9 protein-coding genes are annotated in these 18,880 nt (G+C 70.4%); 4 read left to right on the plus strand and 5 right to left on the minus strand.

What is annotated here, in order from left to right; all coding sequences use genetic code 11:
- Positions 1-114 precede the first annotated feature (114 nt).
- Positions 115-1,185 carry a class I SAM-dependent methyltransferase gene (locus WMF22_RS29035; RefSeq protein WP_438031881.1) on the minus strand — a complete coding sequence of 357 codons (1,071 nt, stop codon included), beginning with the start codon at positions 1,183-1,185 and terminating at the stop codon, positions 115-117.
- 158 nt (positions 1,186-1,343) lie between these two features.
- Between WMF22_RS29035 and cysS the strand changes: the two genes are divergently transcribed.
- The gene (gene cysS / locus WMF22_RS29040) at positions 1,344-2,882 is read left to right on the plus strand and encodes a cysteine--tRNA ligase (RefSeq protein ID WP_438031882.1); all 1,539 of its coding nucleotides are present in this window, start codon (positions 1,344-1,346) and stop codon (positions 2,880-2,882) included.
- Positions 2,883-3,630: 748 nt separating this feature from the next.
- A complete protein-coding gene (locus tag WMF22_RS29045) occupies positions 3,631-6,348 on the plus strand; it encodes a LamG-like jellyroll fold domain-containing protein (protein WP_438031883.1) in 2,718 nt (905 codons plus the stop codon).
- Between the two features lie 96 nt (positions 6,349-6,444).
- Here the strand turns inward: WMF22_RS29045 and WMF22_RS29050 are convergent, their stop codons facing one another.
- Positions 6,445-7,260: an arylamine N-acetyltransferase family protein gene (locus WMF22_RS29050; protein ID WP_437293263.1), complete on the minus strand. Its 816-nt coding sequence runs from the start codon at positions 7,258-7,260 to the stop codon at positions 6,445-6,447.
- A gap of 252 nt (positions 7,261-7,512) precedes the next feature.
- Between WMF22_RS29050 and WMF22_RS29055 the strand changes: the two genes are divergently transcribed.
- Positions 7,513-13,533, plus strand: a complete 6,021-nt coding sequence (locus WMF22_RS29055) for an AAA family ATPase (protein WP_438031884.1) — start codon at positions 7,513-7,515, stop codon at positions 13,531-13,533.
- 81 nt (positions 13,534-13,614) lie between these two features.
- Here the strand turns inward: WMF22_RS29055 and WMF22_RS29060 are convergent, their stop codons facing one another.
- The 3 genes from WMF22_RS29060 to WMF22_RS29070 form a co-directional block, all read right to left on the minus strand.
- Positions 13,615-14,685, minus strand: a complete 1,071-nt coding sequence (locus WMF22_RS29060) for a type IV pilus twitching motility protein PilT (protein WP_437293265.1) — start codon at positions 14,683-14,685, stop codon at positions 13,615-13,617.
- A 1-nt stretch (position 14,686) separates the two neighbouring features.
- Entirely contained in the window at positions 14,687-16,531 is a 1,845-nt protein-coding gene (locus WMF22_RS29065) for a type IV pilus twitching motility protein PilT (protein ID WP_437293266.1), read from the minus strand.
- Between the two features lie 192 nt (positions 16,532-16,723).
- A complete protein-coding gene (locus WMF22_RS29070) occupies positions 16,724-17,242 on the minus strand; it encodes a hypothetical protein (protein WP_437293267.1) in 519 nt (172 codons plus the stop codon).
- A gap of 889 nt (positions 17,243-18,131) precedes the next feature.
- Between WMF22_RS29070 and WMF22_RS29075 the strand changes: the two genes are divergently transcribed.
- The gene (locus WMF22_RS29075) at positions 18,132-18,863 is read left to right on the plus strand and encodes a class I SAM-dependent DNA methyltransferase (RefSeq protein WP_437293268.1); all 732 of its coding nucleotides are present in this window, start codon (positions 18,132-18,134) and stop codon (positions 18,861-18,863) included.
- Positions 18,864-18,880: the final 17 nt, after the last annotated feature.

The following is an 18,880-nucleotide window of genomic DNA, read 5'->3' on the forward strand; positions in this document are numbered from 1 at the left end:
CGGGCCCAGATCGGCGTTTTCGGCGCGCAAGCGCACTCCTGTGCGCTGAGCACCGAAAACGTCGAGGTGGGCCCGTATCCGAAGCGGGCGACCGTCGCTCTAGCGCGGGATGGGTCAGCGGGCGGGCTTGACGAACTTGAGGGTCATGCGGTCGCTCTCGCCGATCGCGGCGTAGTGCGCGCGGTCCTTGTCGCCGAGCCGGAAGTTCGGCGGCAAGGTCCAGACCCCTTCCGGGTAGTCTTTCGTGTCCTTCGGATTCGCGTTGATCTCGGACTTGCCGCCGAGCTTGAAGCCCGCCGACTCGACCTTCTGGATCACCCACGCTTCCGGGAGGTATCCCTGCTTCGCGCTCTCATCGGGGTTGGCGTCGGGCTTCGCCCGGTGCGCCACGAGACCGAAGACGCCGCCCGGCTTGAGCGCCTTGAACGCCTCGGCGACGTAGGCGTCGAACTTGCCGTTCCGGTGCCAGCCGTGCGCCTCGCGAATGGCGATGACGAGGTCGGCCTTGCCCTCGATCCCGAGCTTCGGGCTGTCGCGATCGATCACGACGACATCGACCTTGCCGAACAGCTCGGGCGACTTGTCGATCAGGCGCTTCACGCGCTTGCCATAGAGCGTGTTGCGCGAGTCCGCGGGGCCGTTCGGATCGAGCGACGTGATGATGAGCTTGCCCTTCTTCGCGAGCACCGGCGCGAGCAGCTCGGTGTACCAGCCCTCGCCGGCCCCGAGCTCGATGACCGTGCTCGTCGGCTTGAGGCCGAAGAACTCCAGGTTCTCGACCGGGTGCCGGGCGGCGTCGCGCTCGGCGTTGCCCGGGGCGCGGTGCTTCCCCTTGAGCGCCGCCCGCAGCGCGGCGCCCGCGCTCGGGTAGTTGGCCGCGATGAGCGCCTTGACCTCGGCCTTGAGCGCGTCGTCGAACCGCGCCGCCTCCTTGTCGGCCTTGGCCTCCATGGCTTTCATGTCCTCGGCGAGCTTGGCGAGCTCCGCCTGCTTCTTCTCGGCTTCCGGGTCCGCCTTGGGCGGCGTCGCCGCCTCGGGCTGCGCGGCCGGCGCGGCGGCCGGCGGCGCCTGCGTGGGGGCCGGCGGCGGGGGCGGCGGGGCGCTCTCGACGGGCGGCGGGCTCCCCGCGCAGGCGGAGAGCGCGCCAGCGAGGACGAACAGCAAGGTCCTTGAAGTGATGTGCATGCGCTGCTGCGTAGACCGGAGGCAGGACGGCCGCAAGACGTGGCGAGACACCGCGAAACCACAGGGAAAACCGGCGAGGTTCCGCGTTGACCGGGCGGCGGGGCCAGGGTAGCGTACGCGGCCCCGGGGGGGAGCTCGCACACTCACGCAGGTGGCCGATGCCGCTCAAGGTTCATAACACGCTCACGAGGAAGAAGGAGCCTTTCGTCTCCGCCCGGCCGAAGGTCGTGCGCATCTACACGTGCGGTCTCACGGTCTACGCCCCGATGCACATCGGCCATGCGCGCACGTACTGCTTCTGGGACGTCTTCCGCCGCTACCTCGAGTACCGCGGCTATCACGTGCTGAGCATCATCAACTACACGGACATCGACGATCGCATCATGCAGCGCGCGTGCGAGCGCGAGGGCGCCGTCGACGTCGCCGAGCGGAACATCGCAGCGTTCCGGCGCGACTGCCGCAAGCTGCACATCAAGGACTACGCCGTCTACACGCGCGCCACCGACTTCGTCGACGAGCAGGTCGACATGGCGAAGCGCCTGATCGAGAAGGGCCACGCCTACACGGTGAACGGCGAGGTCTTCTACGAGGTCGGCACGTGGGCGTCCTACGGTGAGCTCTCGGGGCGCAAGGTCGACGAGCAGGAGGTCGGGGCGAGCGGCCGCGTCGAGGAGGACTTCGCTCGGAAGCGGCACCCGGCGGACTTCAGCCTCTGGAAGCCGACAGGCGCGGGCCAGCCGAGCTGGCGCACCGGCGAGGAGGGGTGGCCGACCGGGCGCCCCGGCTGGCACATCGAGTGCTCGGCGATGAGCACGGCGCTCCTTGGCGACCATTTCGACGTCCACGGGGGCGGCATCGACAACATGTTCCCTCATCACGAGAACGAGATCGCGCAGAGCGAGCCGCTCTGCGGGCGGCCCTGGGTGCGCTACTGGCTGCACCCGGAGCACCTCGATCTCAAGGACATGAAGATGTCGAAGAGCCTGGGGAACGTCATCTCCGTCGAGGAGCTCCTGTCGAGGCACGGGCACGACGAGGCGCGGTGGTTCTTCGTCACGCAGCATTACCGTTGCAAGCTCCCGTTCGGCTGGGAGCTGCTGCAGCAGTCCGCTCAGGGCTATGCGCGCATCAAGAAGCTCGCGACGGTCCTCGCCGAGAAGCTGAGCGGCGCGACGGAGGCCCCCCTCGCCCCGGGCGCGTACGCGTCGCAGCGACCCGAGGAAGAGCGGTTCCCGAGGATGCGCCACCACTACGTTCACGGCCAGTTCGGGGAGCTCACCGAGCGGTTCATCGCGCGCTTCATCGAGGCGATGGATGACGATCTGAACACGCCGAACGCCGTGGCTGCATTTTTCGATTACGTGAGCGCGCTCTATTCGGCGAGGATCGAGCAATGTGAGGACCGCCCCTCGCTGCTCGCGGTCTACCGGGCCATCGTGCGTCACCTCGCGGTGTTCGGGGTGGAGATCGCCGAGCCGGCGCTCTATCCGGAGCTCGTTCCGGACTACGCGCTCGCCCCTGCCGAGGGCGCCGCTGGGCGCGGGGGTGACGCCGCGATCGACCGGCTGATCGCGATGCGCCAGGAGGCTCGGAAGGCGAAGGACTTCGCCAAGGCGGACGCCATCCGCAACCTGCTGACCGAGGCAGGTGTCGTGCTCGAAGATACCCCCCGCGGGCCCCGCTGGTCCTCCTCCTGAGGAGCTCTCCCGCTTCGGATACGGGCCCATCTCGACGTTTTCGGTGCTCGGCGTACCAGAGTACGCCTCCGCGCCGAAAACGCCGATCTGGGCCCGTCTCCTGTGCGGGAGAGCTCCGCTAACGGGTGTATCAGAGCTCGGAGAAAGAGCGGAGAGGATCGCGCGGCGGAAACCTGCCGGGCGCGGCGGAGCGGAGGGCGCAAGCTGGAGACGGCTGCAGCCCACCTCCTTATAGAGAGATGTCGGCATAGCGCGACGGCGGCGCGGCGCGATGCATTGAGATGGTGGCGCGATGCGTGGAGGAGGCGGCGCGGCGCGGCATATAGAAGCGGCGCAATGGATGGCCGCTAGACGGCGGGGCTGCGGCCGGGACGAAGTGCGACGGGCGTGCGGCTGCGAGAAGGAACCTTGTTGTCTCCCTTTGCCGCGCTCCGCCGCGCACCATTCGGACGCGTCGGAAGCGTGCTTGTTTGATCTCGAGCCCCCGCCTGGGGCCGCAAAATGGGTGTGCCAGATGTGCCAGTGTCGGAGTCCGCCGACATGCCCAGACACGCTGGGTTCGACGCGACAAGGCGAAATTCACGATCTGGGACCGGGCATATCAATTGCCAATCGGGTGCTCCGCACCAGCGCCCAAACCCGAACGGCCCGGTCGGGTCAGACAGACGCCTGTTCGCGTCGCCGGCCGCAGCTCGAGCTGCGGCCGGACGGCGCTCGTGCAGTCAACTCTTACCCAACGAGAACGCAGATGCGGAACCTCTCCTTCGGCTTCACCCATCCTTTCTCAATCAAAACCAGCTCGGCCGCGATCCTCGCCCTGCTCGCCTCGGGCGCCGCGTGCGGAAGCTATGACGTCGATGAAGGTTCACTCAACGATGCAGAACTAGCGCTCGAAGCGGCGGCCAGCGGGTCGAGCGCCATCAGCGGCACCGTCTCCGGCGTCGGCACCGGCGTCGGCACCAGCGTCGGCGTCGGCACCGGCGTCGGCGCGACCGGGACCGGCGGCTTCGGAAGCAGCGCGGTCGCCACCTCCACCACCGGCGTCGGCGGCGGCGGCACCGGCGGCTTCGGCAGCGGCTCGGTCACCAGCTCCACCGGCGTCGGCACCGGCGGCTTCGGCGGCGGCTCGGTCACCAGCTCCACCGGCGTCGGCACCGGCGGCTTCGGCGGCGGCTCGGTCACCAGCTCCACCGGCGTCGGCACCGGCGGCTTCAGCAGCAGCTCGGCCACCACCACCGGCGTCGGCGGCGGCAACCCCGACGATCCGCCCCCGGTGGGGCCGCCGGCCGTCGGCCTCTGGCAGCTCGACGACTGCAACGCCGCGACCACGGCGCTGTTCGACTCCTCGGGCAACGGCAACACGGCCACCCGCTCGGCCAACGTGGCGTGCGCTCAGGGTGTCAGCGGCCTCGGCGTCGCCTTCAACAAGGACAACGACAAGATCCTCGTCGACGACGATGCCAGCTTCACGTTCGGACAGCACCTCGCCGTCGCCGCGTGGGTCAAGCCGACCGCGGTCTCAGGGTCGACGCCGCGGACCATCGTGCAGGAGAAGGGCGGCGGAGAGACGAGCTTCTCGCTCGACATCCGGAACAGCAACGCGCGGTTCACCGTGACCTTGACCAACGGGCGGACGGTCACCTCCCGGGCCCCCATCCAGGCCGGCGTGTGGACCCACGTCGCGGGGATCTACGACGGCACATTCGTGCGGCTCTTCCTGAACGGCGAGCAGGCCGGCCAGATCAGCGCGGCGGGCACGCTCCACGACATCGACGCGCCCATCCGCATCGGCAACAACGTGCAGAAAGAGCGCTTCACCGGCCTGCTCGACGAGGTCTGGCTCTCCGCCTCACCGACGACCGCCTTCGAGATCGCCCAGCTCTCCTGCCTCAGGCGCCCCACGACGGCCGTCGTCACGCCGCAGAGCAGCGGCCTGGTCGCCCCGAACACGCCGGTGGCGTACCAGATCGCCGTCACCAACAACGATGTCGGCTCGTGCGCGGGCCGCGACTACTTCCTCGACGTCTTCAGCCCCTCGGCGGGCATCGACGTCTCCAGCGATCCCTCGTTCTTCCCCGGCGTCCCGCCCGGGAGCACGGCGACGTTCCCCGTCACCGTCACCGGCACCGAGGACGCGGATCCCGGCGCCCACGTGATCCCCTTCTCCGTGATCGACTTCAACTCGCCCGAGTTCATCGTCGCCTCCGGGGCCCTCGACTTCGAGCTGGCCGAGCCGACGGGGTGCTTCGTCCGGACGAGCCGGGAGATCTTCGTGAAGGACCTCAGCGTGGTCGAGGATCCCCTCCGCACGACGTTCAATGGGCCGCCGGGCGACCCCCGCACGGGCGCATGGACCTTCGCGCGCCTGATGGAGGACATGGCGCCCACGCCCGCCGACGCGCCGGCCATGGTCGAGGAGCTCTTCAGCACCTGGCTGACCGATCAGGTCGTGAACGGCTTCACCGTGCCGGCGCGCACGGCGATCCAGCAGGTCGTGCTCGACGAGTGGCCGAGGAGCCCTGACGGGTCGCTCGACCTGCAGCAGGCGCCGCTCTTGCTGCTCGGCATCGTCAACAGGATCGACGTGCGCAACCTCGCCGAAGGCCACGCCGGCGAAGGGAGGTTCGTGTTCGGCGTCGTCAGCCAGGGCTTCCCGCAGCAGTTCACCGTGATCCTGGAGTACAAGCTCCCCGCGTCGACCGAGGCCGACGTGCTCGACTGGGCGAGCTCCTGGCACGCCCTCGGCAGCCTGCCCTTCCCGTCCGAGGACTACAACGCGGCGCTCCAGGACATCACAACGCGGTTCGCAGGCCGGAACGCCGCGCCCGGCAAGCCGAACGGGAGCTCGCTCGGGCAGCTCCGCACGAACGAGATCGCGCTCGCGGGGCCGTGGGAGCTGCGCGAGTTCGTCCTCTCGCCCGACACGGGCTTCCTGCGGCCGGAGACCGTCAAGCTGACGCCGGATCTCGGCTTCGACGGATCGCCCACGCTCGCTGACTTCGTGAACCAGAACGAGGCCGCGATCATCGCGGAGCAGCACACGGTGCCCGACACGTTCCAGGGGAACCCGTTCCTCGGCGGCTCGTCGTTCAACAACCTCACGGCCTGGACCGCTCCTGGCATCCTCAACAACGAGGCGCGGCACAAGTTCTCGCTCAACACCTGCAACGGGTGCCACGGCGCGCAGGAGACCGGGACGGGGTTCCTGCACGTGAACCCGAGGTCGCTCGGGAACGAAGCGTCGCTGTCGGGTTTCATGACGGGGATCACGGTCGGTGACCCGGTGAGCGGTGAGCCGCGCACCTTGAACGATCTGAGGCGCCGGAATCAGGATCTGACGGCGCTGGTCTGCGAGCCCGCCCCGGCCTTCGCGGCGCTCAGGGCCGCGCCGACGGGCGGCGCGGCGGCCAGCGCGGCCGCGAGCCGCTCGGCGTTCATCCGCCACGGCATCGGGCGCGTCCACTGATCCGGTAGCGCCCCGGCGCGAGGGGCGGCGGGCGCGGACGGCGAGCCGCGCCCGCCCGGCCTCCCGGGCGGGCCCCGAGGAGGACGCGCCGTCCCTTCAGCTATCGAGTCCCGCGCAGGAGAGCCGCGTCCCGGCCGGGAGCTCCAGCCCGAAGCGCTCTCTCAGGACGTCGAGGAGCGCGTCGTCGCGCAGCAAGACGCGCTCGACGCCCTCCACCCGCCAAAACCCCAGCTCGCGGTTGCGCAGCGTCACCCGGCCTTCCGGCGACGGGAGCGCCACGATGAGGTTGTTCACGAACAGCGAGCTCGGGTGCGTGGACGTGTAGTGGTTCGCCACCTCGTAGTCGATCGGGAGGTTCTCCTCGAGCGTGAACGCATAGATGTCCTGACACACCTCGCCCGCCCTGGAGGCGAGCACCCATGACGAGCCCTCCCGGCGCAAGCCGATCACGTCGAACACCCGCGCATGCCCCTCGCCCTCGACGAGCGGGAGCGGCCGCAAGAGCCCCGGACCGCCGAAGCCGACGTCCGCGATGAACGGCCCCTCGGGCAGCTCGACCAGCGACAGCATGTGAGATCGAGGGCCCGTGTCGCTGCGCTGGAACCGCACGCGCGCGATGAGCGTCGTGAGCTTGAACCCGAGCCGGCGCAGCACCGCGGCGAACAGCGTGTTGTGCTCGAAGCAATAGCCGCCCCGGCGCGCCCTGACGAGCTTCGCCTGGACGCTGGCCAGGTCGAGGCGGATCGGCCGGCCGAGCAGGACGTCGAGGTTCTCGAAAGGGATGGAGTAGACGTGCGCCGCGTGAAGCGCGTCGAGGACCTCCCGCGTGGCGGCGAGCGCGCCGCGGTAGCCGATGCGGGCGAGGTAAGCGTCGAGGTCGAGCGATGCGCTGTCCTGTGTGGAAGGTAGCATTGGATCGGTGCAGCGAGGATACGCGGCCCCTCGCTTGACCGTCAACGCGCCGGTCAGCACATTGACGGCGGTGGAGCAGGACCATCGAACCCATGCAGGCTGCGCTGGGCCGCTCCGTGGCTTCGCTGCGGAGAGCGCTCGATGGCTCTCTGCGCAAGGTCGGTCCGTGGAGCGCCGGGATGATCACAACCCCGAGCGGCGGCGGACTGGGCAGCACGCCCGGCGCGGCCTGGTCGCCGCCGGTCGAACGACATGCCCGCGCCCGACCGCTATACCGTGACGGAGATCCTCCGCGAGGGGACCAGGTTCGTCGTCCATCGCGGCCTCCGGAACGAGGACGGTTGTCCGGTCCTGCTCAAGATCCCCCGGGCAGAGCCCCTCGACGGCCGGGACGCCGCGCGGCTGCGCCACGAGCTCAAGATCGGACGGAGGCTCAGCGGCCGCTCCGCGATCAGGCCCTGTGAGCTCACCACGTACCGGGACCGGCCGGCGCTCGTCCTGGAAGACTTCAACGGTCGCTCGCTCGATCGGGAGCTCGGGGCGCCGATGGATCTCGGACGTTTCTTGACGATCGCCGCCAGCATCTCGACAGCCCTCGCGGACATCCACGCAAAGGGGGTCGTCCACAAGGACATCAAGCCGCAGAACATCCTCGTCGACTCCATGTCTGGAGAGGTGAAGATCGCGGACTTCGATCTTGCCTCCCTCCTCCCCGAGGACCACCCCGACGCGCGGCGCCCGAGCGTCATCGAGGGCACCCTCGCCTACATGTCGCCCGAGCAGACAGGGCGCACGAGCCGGGCGGTCGATCTCCGTACCGACCTCTACTCGCTGGGCGTCACGCTCTACGAGATGCTCACTGGCGTCCTGCCTTTCTCGGCCGGCGATGCCCTGGAGTGGGTCCACCGTCACGCCGCGGTGCTCCCCCGGCCTCCGTCGGGGCTCGTCCCGGGGCTCCCTTCGCCCGTGTCCGATCTCGTCATGAAGCTCCTCGCCAAGGCCCCCGAGGATCGGTACCAGAGCGCGCGCGGCCTCACGCTCGATCTCGAGCGGTGCCTCGAGGGGCTCACGACGCGCGCGCGCATCGACCCATTCCCGCTCGGAGAGCACGATTTCTCTGGTCTCTTCCAGATCCCGAAGGCGCTCTACGGCCGCGAGCGCGAGCTCGGCGCGCTCGTCGCCGCCTTCGAGCGCGTGGCGCTGCGCGGAGCCCCCGAGTTTCTCCTCATCTCCGGCAATGCCGGAGTCGGCAAGACCTCGCTGGTGCAGGAGCTCTACCGGAAGGCCGTCCGGGAGCGGGGCCTCTTCGCGGCGGGCAAATTCGACCAGCAGCGCCGACACGCGCCCTACGGCACGATCGTCCAGGCGCTCCGCGAGCTCGTGCGCGAGATCCTGAGCGGGAGCGAGCACGTCATGGACGAGTGGCGGAGGCGGCTCTCCGCGGCCCTCGGCAAGAACGCGCAGCTCATCGTCGACGTCCTCCCGGAGGTGGAGCTCATCCTCGGCAAGCAGCCGCCCGTCCCCGAGCTGCCGCTGACCGAGACAGAGAGCCGGTTCGCGATGGTGTTCCGGCGCTTCGTCGGCGCCTTCTGCCGCGAGGAGCGCCCATTCTGCCTCTTCCTCGACGACCTCCAGTGGGCAGACCCGGCGAGCCTCGCGCTCCTCGAGCACCTCGTCACCCACCCCGAGACGCAGCGCCTGCTCGCCATCGGCGCCTACCGCGATGAAGAGGTGAATCGGCTCCACCCGCTCACGCGCATGATCGAGCGCGCGCGGGGCGCCGGCACCAGGCTCCTCGAGATCGAGCTCTCTCGGCTGTCCGAGGGGGATGTGCAGCGGCTCGTCGCCGATACGGTCCATACGAGCGGAGAGCGCGCCGCCCCGCTCGCGCGCCTCGTCTACGAGAAGACCGCCGGCAATCCGTTCTTCGCCACCCAGTTCTTGACCATGCTTCACAAACAGGGCCTGTTCGAGGTCGATCTGCGCGCAGGCGCCTTCCGGTGGGACATCGACGCGATCCGCGGCAAGGGCCTCGCCGACAACGTGGTCGATCTCATGATCGCGAAGATCAAGCGCCTCTCCCCGTCGGCCCAGAAGGCGCTCACGCTGGCCGCCTGCGTGGGGAATACCGTCGATGCCGGCCCCCTCGCCGTCATCCGCGATCGGTCCGAGGACGCCATTCACGAGGAGCACCGGGAGCTCGTGCGCGAGGGGCTGCTCCTCAGGTCCGGCGACACGTACCGGTTCCTCCACGACCGTGTCCAGCAGGCGGCTCACGCGCTCATTCCGGAGGCCGAGCTGGCAGCGGTGCACCTCCGCATCGGGCAGCTGCTCGCCGCCCACGCGCCTCCCGACGCGGCCGACGCGCGCGTCTTCGAGATCGCCGGCCACCTCAACCTGGGCGCTGCCCTCGTGACCGACCGGCACGAGAAGGACCGGATCGCCCGGCTCAACCTGGCGGCGGGCCGGCGAGCCAAGGCCTCGGCAGCCTACGCAGCCGCGGCCAGCTACCTCGCGGCGGGCATGGCGCTGCTCGGCGACGACGCGTGGGACAAGGAGCGCGCGCTCGCGCTCGACCTCCACTGCGAGAGCGCGCGCTGCGCCTTCCTGAGCGGCGACTTCGCCGCCTCGGAACGGCTCGTCGACGTGCTCATGCAGCGCGCCCGGAGCCGGATCGAGCTCTCGGAGGTCCACGGCATCGAGATCGTCCTCCACACGACCCGGGCCGATTTCGAGCGAGCGGCGCGGAGCGCCCTCTCCTGCCTGCGCCGCTTCGACGTCGACATCCCGCTCCACCCGACGCGCGGCGCGGTGGAGCGCGCGGCGCGCGAGATCTGGGGCGAGGTGTGCGACCGCCGCATCGAGGAGCTTGTCGGCCTGCCGCGCATGGTCGATCCGGACATGCTGGCCGTGGCGACCACCCTGTCGACGGCGCTCCCGTCAGCCTATTTCTCGGATCCGCACCTCTACAGCCTCATCGCGTGCCGCATCGTCCAGCTCAGCCTCCGCGCGGGCAACTCGGACGCTTCTCCGCCTGGATACGTCGCGTTCGGCGGAACCATCGGCCGCGTCCTCGGCCTTTACCGGGAGAGCTACCGCTTCGGCGAGCTCGCCCGCGCGCTGCTGGAGACCAGCGGCCGGGCCGGGAACCGGGCACAGATCCTCCATATGATCAGCACCTTCATCGACCCCTGGATCCGCCCCTTGCAGGACGTGGTCGGCCTCCTCTACAAGGCATTTGACGAGGCCGTCGAGACCGGCGCGCTGCTCTACGCGTCGTATTGCTCGTTTCAGGGCGTGACGCTGCGCCTCGCCGCGGGCGATCCGCTGGCGGACGTCGTCGCCGAGGCCGAGCGCCACATGGACTTCGCGCGCCGGGCCCGGTACGATGTCATCCACGATTCCTTGGCCGTCGTGCATCGGTTCGTGGAGCGCCTGCGCGGGCGCGATCCGGGCTGGGAGAGCGAGGGCGCCGATGACATCGAGGGACCGCCGGGCGGGGCGGCGGAGCGGATCACGCGCTTCCACGAGCGCCTCTACGCCGCCGAGGCGGCGCTCCTGTTCGGTCGCCATGGCGAAGCCGTGGCCGCGTCGCGCGCGGCGGGCGAGCTGCTCGGGATCGTGACAGACCAGTTCCACGTCAGCACGCAAGCCTACGTCGCCGCGCTCGCGCTCTCGTGCCATGCCCGCGCCCTGCCAGAGGAGCAGCGAAGAGAGCTCGTCCCCGCCCTGAGGGCGCACGAGGCGGATCTCCGCCGCTGGGCGGAGGTCCAGCCCGCGAACCAGGCAGACCGCCACGCGCTCGTGTCGGCCGAGATCGCGCGCATCGCGGGCGACGAGCTCTCCGCGATGCGCCTCTACGAGCAGGCCATCCGGGCCGCGCGCGCGAGCGGCTTCGTCCACGGCGAGGCGCTGAGCCAGGAGCTCGCAGCGGCGTTCTACCGCGATCGCGGCTTCGACCTGATCGCCGATGCCTACCTCCGCGCGGCCCGCTGCTGCTACGCCCGCTGGGGCGCCGACGGCAAGGTGAAGCAGCTCGACAGGCTCTTTCCGCACCTCGCGGCGCGCCCGCTCGCCGCGACGAGCACGGTCACGATGCCGGCCGAGGAGCTCGATCGGCTCGCGATCGTGAGGGCATCTCAGAGCCTCTCGGGCGAGATCCTGATACCCCGGCTCGAGGAAGCGCTGCTCAGGGTCGTCCTTGCGCACGCGGGCGCGCAGAGGGGCTACCTGCTGGAGGCTCGCCGCGGCGCCGCGTCGATCCGGGCGAGGGCGAGGATCGAGGGAGGAAAGCCGTTCGTGGAGTCGCTCGCCGGCGAGGCGCGCGCGCCCGCTTCCTCCGCGGTGCTACCGCTGTCGGTCGTCAACTACGTCGTCCGGACGGGCGAGCCGGTCCTCCTCGACGACGCGGCGGAGACGCGGTTCTCGGCGGACGAGTACATCGCGCTGGCCCGGCCGAGATCGGTCCTGTGCATGCCGATCGCGCGGCGCCCCGGGGTCGACGCGATCCTCTACCTGGAGAACGCCGCGATGCGCGGCGCGTTCACCGAGGACACGCTCTCGGTGCTCGATCTGCTCGCGTCGCAGGCCGCCATCTCGCTCGAGAACGCATCGCTCTACGCGGCCCTGAAGAAGAGCGAGGCATTGCTCCAAAGCATCGTCGACAGCTCGCCGGCCGCCATCTACGTCAAGGATCTGGAGGGCCGACTGCTCCTGATCAACCGGCGGTTCGAGCAGTTCGTTCATCTGTCGAGAGCGCAGGTGATCGGCAAGAGGGATCACGAGCTCTTCCCGCCGGAGCTGGCAGACGCGTTCGCCGCGTACGACCGCAAGGTGATCGAGGCGGACAGCCCGCTGGACCTGGAAGAGGTCATGGTCGTGGACGACGAGCCGCGCACATACCTGTCCCTCAAGTTCACCCTGCACGACGCCGCCGGAGCCGTCTATGCCCTCTGCGGCATCTCGACGGACATCACCGAGCGCAAGCGAGCGGAGATGGCCGAGCGCTTCCTGGCGGAGTCGAGCAGGCGGCTGGCGGCCGATCTCGGCTACGAGGCGACGCTGGACGCGATCACGGGGATCGCGGTGCCCGAGCTCGCCGAGGGCGCCGCGCTCTACGTGCTCGACGACGCAGGCGCGCTCCAGCCGGCGGCCGTCGCGGCGGACTCCCCGGCCAAGGCCGCGCGCCTGCGCGAGCTCGCCGCGCCCGCCGGCGATCCCGCGGCGTCCCCGGGCGCGCCGGGGGATCCCCACCGTGTCCTCGGCGCGGATCGTGCCGAGCTCTGCCTCGTGGACGACGGCCTGATGCGGCGCTGGGCCGCGGGTGCAGCGCGCCCCGAGGCGCTCTTCGAGCTCGCGCCCGCGGCGTACATGAACGCGCCGCTCGTGACCCGCGGCCGCTGTCTCGGCGTGCTCTCGCTGATGCGGACCCGAGCGACGCCGCGCTATACCCGGGCCGATGCGCCGCTCATCGAGGAGCTCGCGCGCAGGGCCGCGATGGCGCTCGACAACGCGCGCCTTTACCGCGAGGCGCAGCAGGCCGTCCAGATCCGCGAGGAGTTCCTCGCCGTCGCGTCCCACGAGCTCCGCACGCCGCTCACGCCGCTCAGGCTGAAGCTCGGGATGATGCAAAAGGAGCTGGCGACGGAGATCGTGAACCCCTCGCTCGAGCGCATGGTCGCGGTGAGCCTGGGGCAGGTCGAGCGGATCGAGCGGCTCATCGAGGCCCTCCTCGACGTGAACCAGATTGCGCGCCATGAGCTCGACCTCGATCTCGCGGAGGTCGACCTCTCCGCGCTGACCCGCGACGTCGTGAGCGAGCTCCGCGAGCCCCTGTCGCGGGCGGGCTGCCGGATCGAGATCGCGGCGGGGCCCCCGGTGCTCGGCTGCTTCGATCGGCTCCGCGTCGCGCAGGTCCTGAGGAGCCTGCTCAACAACGCGATCAAGTTCGGCAGGGGCGGGCCCATCGAGGTGACCGTCGCCGAGCGCGGCGACGCGGCGCGGGTCGTCGTGCGCGATCACGGGCCCGGCATCGCGCCGGAGGACATGGATCGCATCTTCCAGCGGTTCGAGCGGGCGGTCTCGTCGAGGTCCTACGGCGGGCTCGGGCTCGGGCTCTACATCGCGAACGAGATCGTCCGGGCGCACGGGGGCACGATCCAGGTGTCGAGCGAGAAGGGCAAGGGCGCCTGCTTCACCGTGGATCTGCCGCGTCACGGCGCCACGTCATCTGCCTCGGGAGGCCCGCCGAAAAGCGGGGGTGTCGCGGCCTAGCGAGACAGAGCGCCTGGACGCCCGGAGAGCGGCAGCGAGCGGTTCACTCTCCCCCTTTCGTCTCCGCGGCTCGATCCTGCGTCACGCCCCCTGCGCGTCGGGGAAGAGCTTCTGGAAGCTGTCCTTGTCGATCGCCTTCTCCAGCGCCGCCTGGACCGAGATGGTGTCCTTCTTGACGAGCCGCTCCAGCGCCATGTCCATCGTCTGCATGCCGGCGGAGCGGCCCGCCTGCATCAGGTTCGTGATCTGGAACGTCTTGCCCTCGCGGATCATCGCGGAGAGCGCGCTCGATCCGACGAGGATCTCGTGCGCGGCGACGCGGCCCGCGCCGTCCTTCGTGCGGAGCAGCTGCTGGGCGATGATCGCGGCGAGGCTCTCGGCGAGCATGCCGCGGACCTGGAGCTGCTCGTCGGCGGGAAACGCGTTGATGATACGGTCGATCGTCGCGGCGGCGCTGTTCGTGTGGACGGTGCCGAAGACGAGGACACCGAAGCTCGCGAGCTGCAAGGCGAGCTTCATGGTCTCGTTGGTCCGGAGCTCGCCGATCAGGATCACGTCGGCGTCCTCGCGCCCGGCGCTGCGGATCGCGCTCGCGAAGCTGCCCGCGTCGGGGCCGACCTCGCGGTGCGTGATCTGGGCCTTGATGGGGCTGTGCACGAACTCGACCGGATCCTCGATCGTGAGGACATGGCACGCGCGCGAGCGGTTGATGTGATCGATCATCGCCGCGAGCGTCGTGGACTTGCCCGAGCCGGTCGGCCCGGTGATCAAGATGAGCCCGCTCGTCCGCTCGGACAGCCGGCGGGCGATCTCGGGGCAGCCGAGATCGTCGAGCGAGAGGATCTTGCTCGGGATGGTGCGGAAGACGGCCGCGAGCCCGGTGGTCTTGTAGAAGTAGTTCGCGCGGAAACGGGCCCTGTCCGCGTAGGAATAGGCGAAGTCGAGATCGAGCTCGTCGACGATCCGCCGCGTCTCCTCGGGAGTCGTGATCTCGAAGAGGAGCGCCTCCATCTCGGCCGTGTCGAGGGGCGTGTCGCGCAGGGCGATGAGCTCGCCTCGGGCGCGCACGAGCGGCGGGTAGCCGATGCCGAGGTGCAGGTCGCTGCCCTTCCTGGCGAGCAGCTCGTCGAAGAGGCGATCGATCCGGGCCACGTTACGCTCCCTTCTTCCCGAAGAGCGCGCCCGCGCGTTCGAAGAGGCCCTTGCCCGCCTCGACGGGCGCGGACTTCGACGCGTCGGGCGCGGGGGCGGGCGGCCGCCTGTCCGGCGTGAGCATGGGCTGCCGCCTGCCGGCGAGGACGGCCTCGAGCTCGTCGGGGGCCTCCGCCACCTTGAGCGCGGCCTCGAGCGTCGTCTTGCCGGCGCGGACGAGCTCGGCCAGCGAGTCGTCCAGGCGGATGATCCCGAGGCCCTTCCCCCGCTGCTGGAGGCTCGGTATCTGGAACGTCTTGGAGTCGCGGATGAGGTTCCAGAGCGGGACGGAGCCGGGCAGGACCTCGGCGGCGGCGACCATGCGCCTGCCGCCCTCGCTCGGCAGGAGCCGCTGGCTGACGATGAGCCGGAGGCCGCCCGCGAGGGTGACGCGCACCTGCTGCTGATCGCCGGGCGGGAAGAGATCGATCAGCCGATCGATGGTCTTCGCCGCGCTCGGCGTGTTCATGGTGCCGAGGACGAGGTGGCCGGTCTCGCTCGCGGCCAGCGCCATGCGGACCGTCGCCGTGTCCCTGAGCTCGCCGACGACGATGACGTCGGGGTCCTCGCGCAGCGAGGCCTTGAGGGCGTTCTCGAAGGAGCGGGTGTGCGTCCCGACCTCGCGCTGGCTGATCATCGCCTTGCCGCGCGCATGGACGAACTCGACGGGATCCTCGACCGTGATGATGTGATGGCTGGTCTCGCGGTTCAGGATATCGACGATCGCGGTGAGCGTCGTGGTCTTGCCGTGGCCCGTCGGCCCGGTGATCACGATGAGGCCCTGGTGGTGGCGGGTGGCGAGCCCGATGGCGTCGGGCAGGCCGAGCGACGCGAGGGTCGGAATGGTGCGCGCTATCAGCCGGAACGAGCCCTTGTACCCCTGCCGGTGGCGCGAGATGTTCACCCGGAAGCGGCCGAGCGCGCCGAGCTCCAGGGCGAAATCGCAGGAGCCCTCGACCTCGAGCACCCGCGAGAGGCGCGCCGGGACGCGCGGCAGGAGGAGGGACTCGACGGCCGCCGGGTCGAGCGGCTCGCCGTGCGGCATCAGCTCGCCCGCCACGCGCAGGAGCGGCGGGCGGCCAGCGACGAGGTGCAGATCGCTCGCGCCCTGATCGCGCGCCATGGCGAGCAGCCCGTCGAGGGCGGCCGACGGCACCTCGGCGGAGGAGGGCCGCGCGCGCCCGCCCGCGGCGACCGCGCGCGCGGCGGCGCGGGGCTCCGGGGACGGCGCTGACGGGCGGGCGGCCGGCGCGGCGCGCTCGGCGGCCGGCGCATCGTCGGCGCGCGCCTCGAAGCGGGCCACCGAGGGCCGGCTGGCGCGGGGCTCCGCAGGCGGCGGCGGGGAGCGGAGGTCGAGCGCGACCTCCGAGGAGCTCGTGCGCTTCGCGTCCTGCTCGCGCGGCGGTGGGCGCTGCCCCTCCTCGGGCGCGAGGTGCTCCCGCATGGAGAGCTGCTGCGAGGGGCGCGCGGGAGGCGCGGCGGCCGCGGTCCCCGATGCGGCGGACGACTGCATCCGCGTCATGCGGGCGTGCACGAGGTCGCCCTGGCGCGCGGCGACGACCGAGATGGCGCCGATGCCCTCGATGCGGATGTGCCACTGCGACGGCTTCGCGCCGAGGGCCTCGATGTGGCGGCCGCCGCCGAGCGCGCTGAGGAGCATGAGGATGTCCTCCGTCGAGAGGGCCCCGGGATCGACGGCCTGGAAGGTGCCCGAGACCTTGACGCTGGGCATGCGCCCGGTGGCCACGGCGAACTCCGTCACCTCGGGGCGGTTCAGCTGCGAGAGCCAGGATCGAAGGGCGTTCATCGTCGTCGCTCGTCTCCGCAAGCCGACTCTATCAACGATGAGGCGCCGCGTTTCAAAATGTCGTGCGACGGAGGCGACATTCGGCCGTGGCCCCCGCGCCGACTCCCTCCCACCGTGCCCGCTCGCGGCGACCGCGCGGTCCTTCCTCGGAGCGGTGCGACCCGGCTCACGCCCGCGGCGCGCGGCGCCGGGCTACTGGATCGCGAGCTTGAGCCGAGCGCCCTTCACGAAGTGGCCAGGCGTCTTGCCCTTCTCGCCGGGCGGCGCCTGCGGCTCCGAGTCGATGGTGAGCTGCATGTTGCCGGTCGACTCGATCTTCTTCATGGTCACCCTGGCGATCTCGACCCATTTCGTGGATCTCGGTCCGCCGGGGTCCTCGACCTTGCGGAAGAGCACCGCCTTGGTCCCCGCGGCGACCGGCTTCTCGGTCGTGGAGACGAGCGGCAGCAGGGTCGCGACCTTCCCCGCGCGCGAGACCAGCCTGCCATAGACCTCCACGGAGAAGGTGTCCCACTCGCCCGCGCCGGGGGCCGAGGCGGGCTCTGCCGTAGGCGCGCTCTCCGCGCCGGCCGCCGCCGCCGGCGGAGCCTGCCGCGGCGTGGCGGGGTGATCTGCCGAGGCCGCGGTCGGCGTGGCGGAGAGGAGCGCGGCCGCGCCCGCGGCGACGAGCGATCGCGAGCACCTGGAGAGCCAATCACCAACCGTCTTCATGCACCACGCTCCTTCGCTACTTCGACGCGATCCCACGACCCGCGCGAACTCCGCAGGTTCGCAAACACCGCAGTTACAAAACTTCACATCATGACGCAAACAGACACCTTCCGCAACTCATTTCTCGATCTCGACGGCGTTTGCGCTCATGAGCCGTTTCTTCATCGTCCGTCGTTCATCGTCCGTCGTTCATCGTCCGTCGTTCATCGTCCGTCGTTCATCGTCCGTCGTCCGTCGTCCGTCGTTCATCGCCGACAGCTCGTCAGCTGCTCGTCTGGTTCTCTCCGCGTCTCTCCGCTTCTCTCCGCGCTGAGCGCTCGGGCGCGCCTCGCTCAGATTCAGGTGCTGGCCGCGTCGGCGAGGCCGACCGGGCTCCGGCTGCGCGGCGCACGAGGAGCGCGGCGCGGCTCGCCCGAGCTCACCTGGTCATCTGGCTCGCCCGTCGTTCCGGCTGCCTGGTCGCCCGGCGTGACCGCCTGCCTGGGCTCTCCGGCTCGCCTCGCTGGTTCTCCGACAGGTCCATCAGCGCGCTTCGCGAGGCGCGCTCTCGAAGAGCAAAGCACCCGCGCGAGCGACAGGCTGGCTCGGTCCAAGCCCGCCGTACCTCATTCCCACCCGTCCGACGAAACCAGCTGCGCACAGCGACGCGATCTCTCCCTCTCCAACCTCGCTCCGGGAACCTTCCCGGTGCCTTCCAACACCGCCGACCCGAAAATCGATGTCGGAGTAAGAGTCGCGTTTCAACCAAGATATCATGTCTTCGTCAAAGCAGAGCAGAAATTTTCGGACGCAGTCGATTCTGGTGAGCCCCCGTGCGTCCATGTGTGCCGGCGCAAGCGTGCGCCGGCGAGCCCTGCCGCTGTAGGATGGCCGCGGAGGAACAGAGCCCATGCCCACGGTCGCCGATCACTACGACAAGCTCCTCGCCGCGCACTATTCGAGGATGTTCGGGGATTACGACGCCAAGGTCGCCGAGCAGCGGGCGCTGTTCGAGCGCCTCGGCCTGCGCCCGGAAGGCTCGCCCGAGGCCATCGACCTCGGGTGCGGCTCCGGCTTTCAGTCCCTCGCGCTGGCGCAGCTCGGGTTCAGGGTGACCGCCGTGGACACGTCGGACACGCTGCTCGCCGAGCTCGAGGCGCGCCGCGGGCCGCTCGCCGTCGAGATCGTGAGAGGGGACCTCCTTGACGCGCTGGAGCGCTCGGGCCCCCCCTGCGCGCTCGCCGTGTGCATGGGCGACACGCTCCCCCACCTCGGCAGCAAGTCGGACGTGGAGCGGATGTTCGCCGGCTGCGCCCGGCGACTCGCGCCCGGTGGCCACCTCGCGCTCACGTTCCGTGACCTCACCCGCGAGCTCGAAGGCGCCGACCGGTTCATCCCAGTACACGACTCCGCGGATGTGATCATGACCTGTTTCCTCGAGTACGAACCCGAGACCGTCAAGGTGCACGACCTCGTTCACACGCGCGGCCGAGAGGACGGCCGGTGGACGCTGTCAGCGAGCTTCTATCGCAAGCTGCGCCTCGCCCCCGAGTGGGTCTGCGACAGGCTCGACGCGGCCGGACTCCGCGTCATCCATCGCGAGATCGCGCGCGGCCTCGTCACCCTCGTCGCGCGCTCCTGAGCTGACGTGGGCCGGGA

Origin of the sequence: Sorangium sp. So ce204 (genome assembly GCF_051526795.1) — a bacterium.
Taxonomy (GTDB): domain Bacteria; phylum Myxococcota_A; class Polyangia; order Polyangiales; family Polyangiaceae; genus Sorangium; species Sorangium cellulosum_B.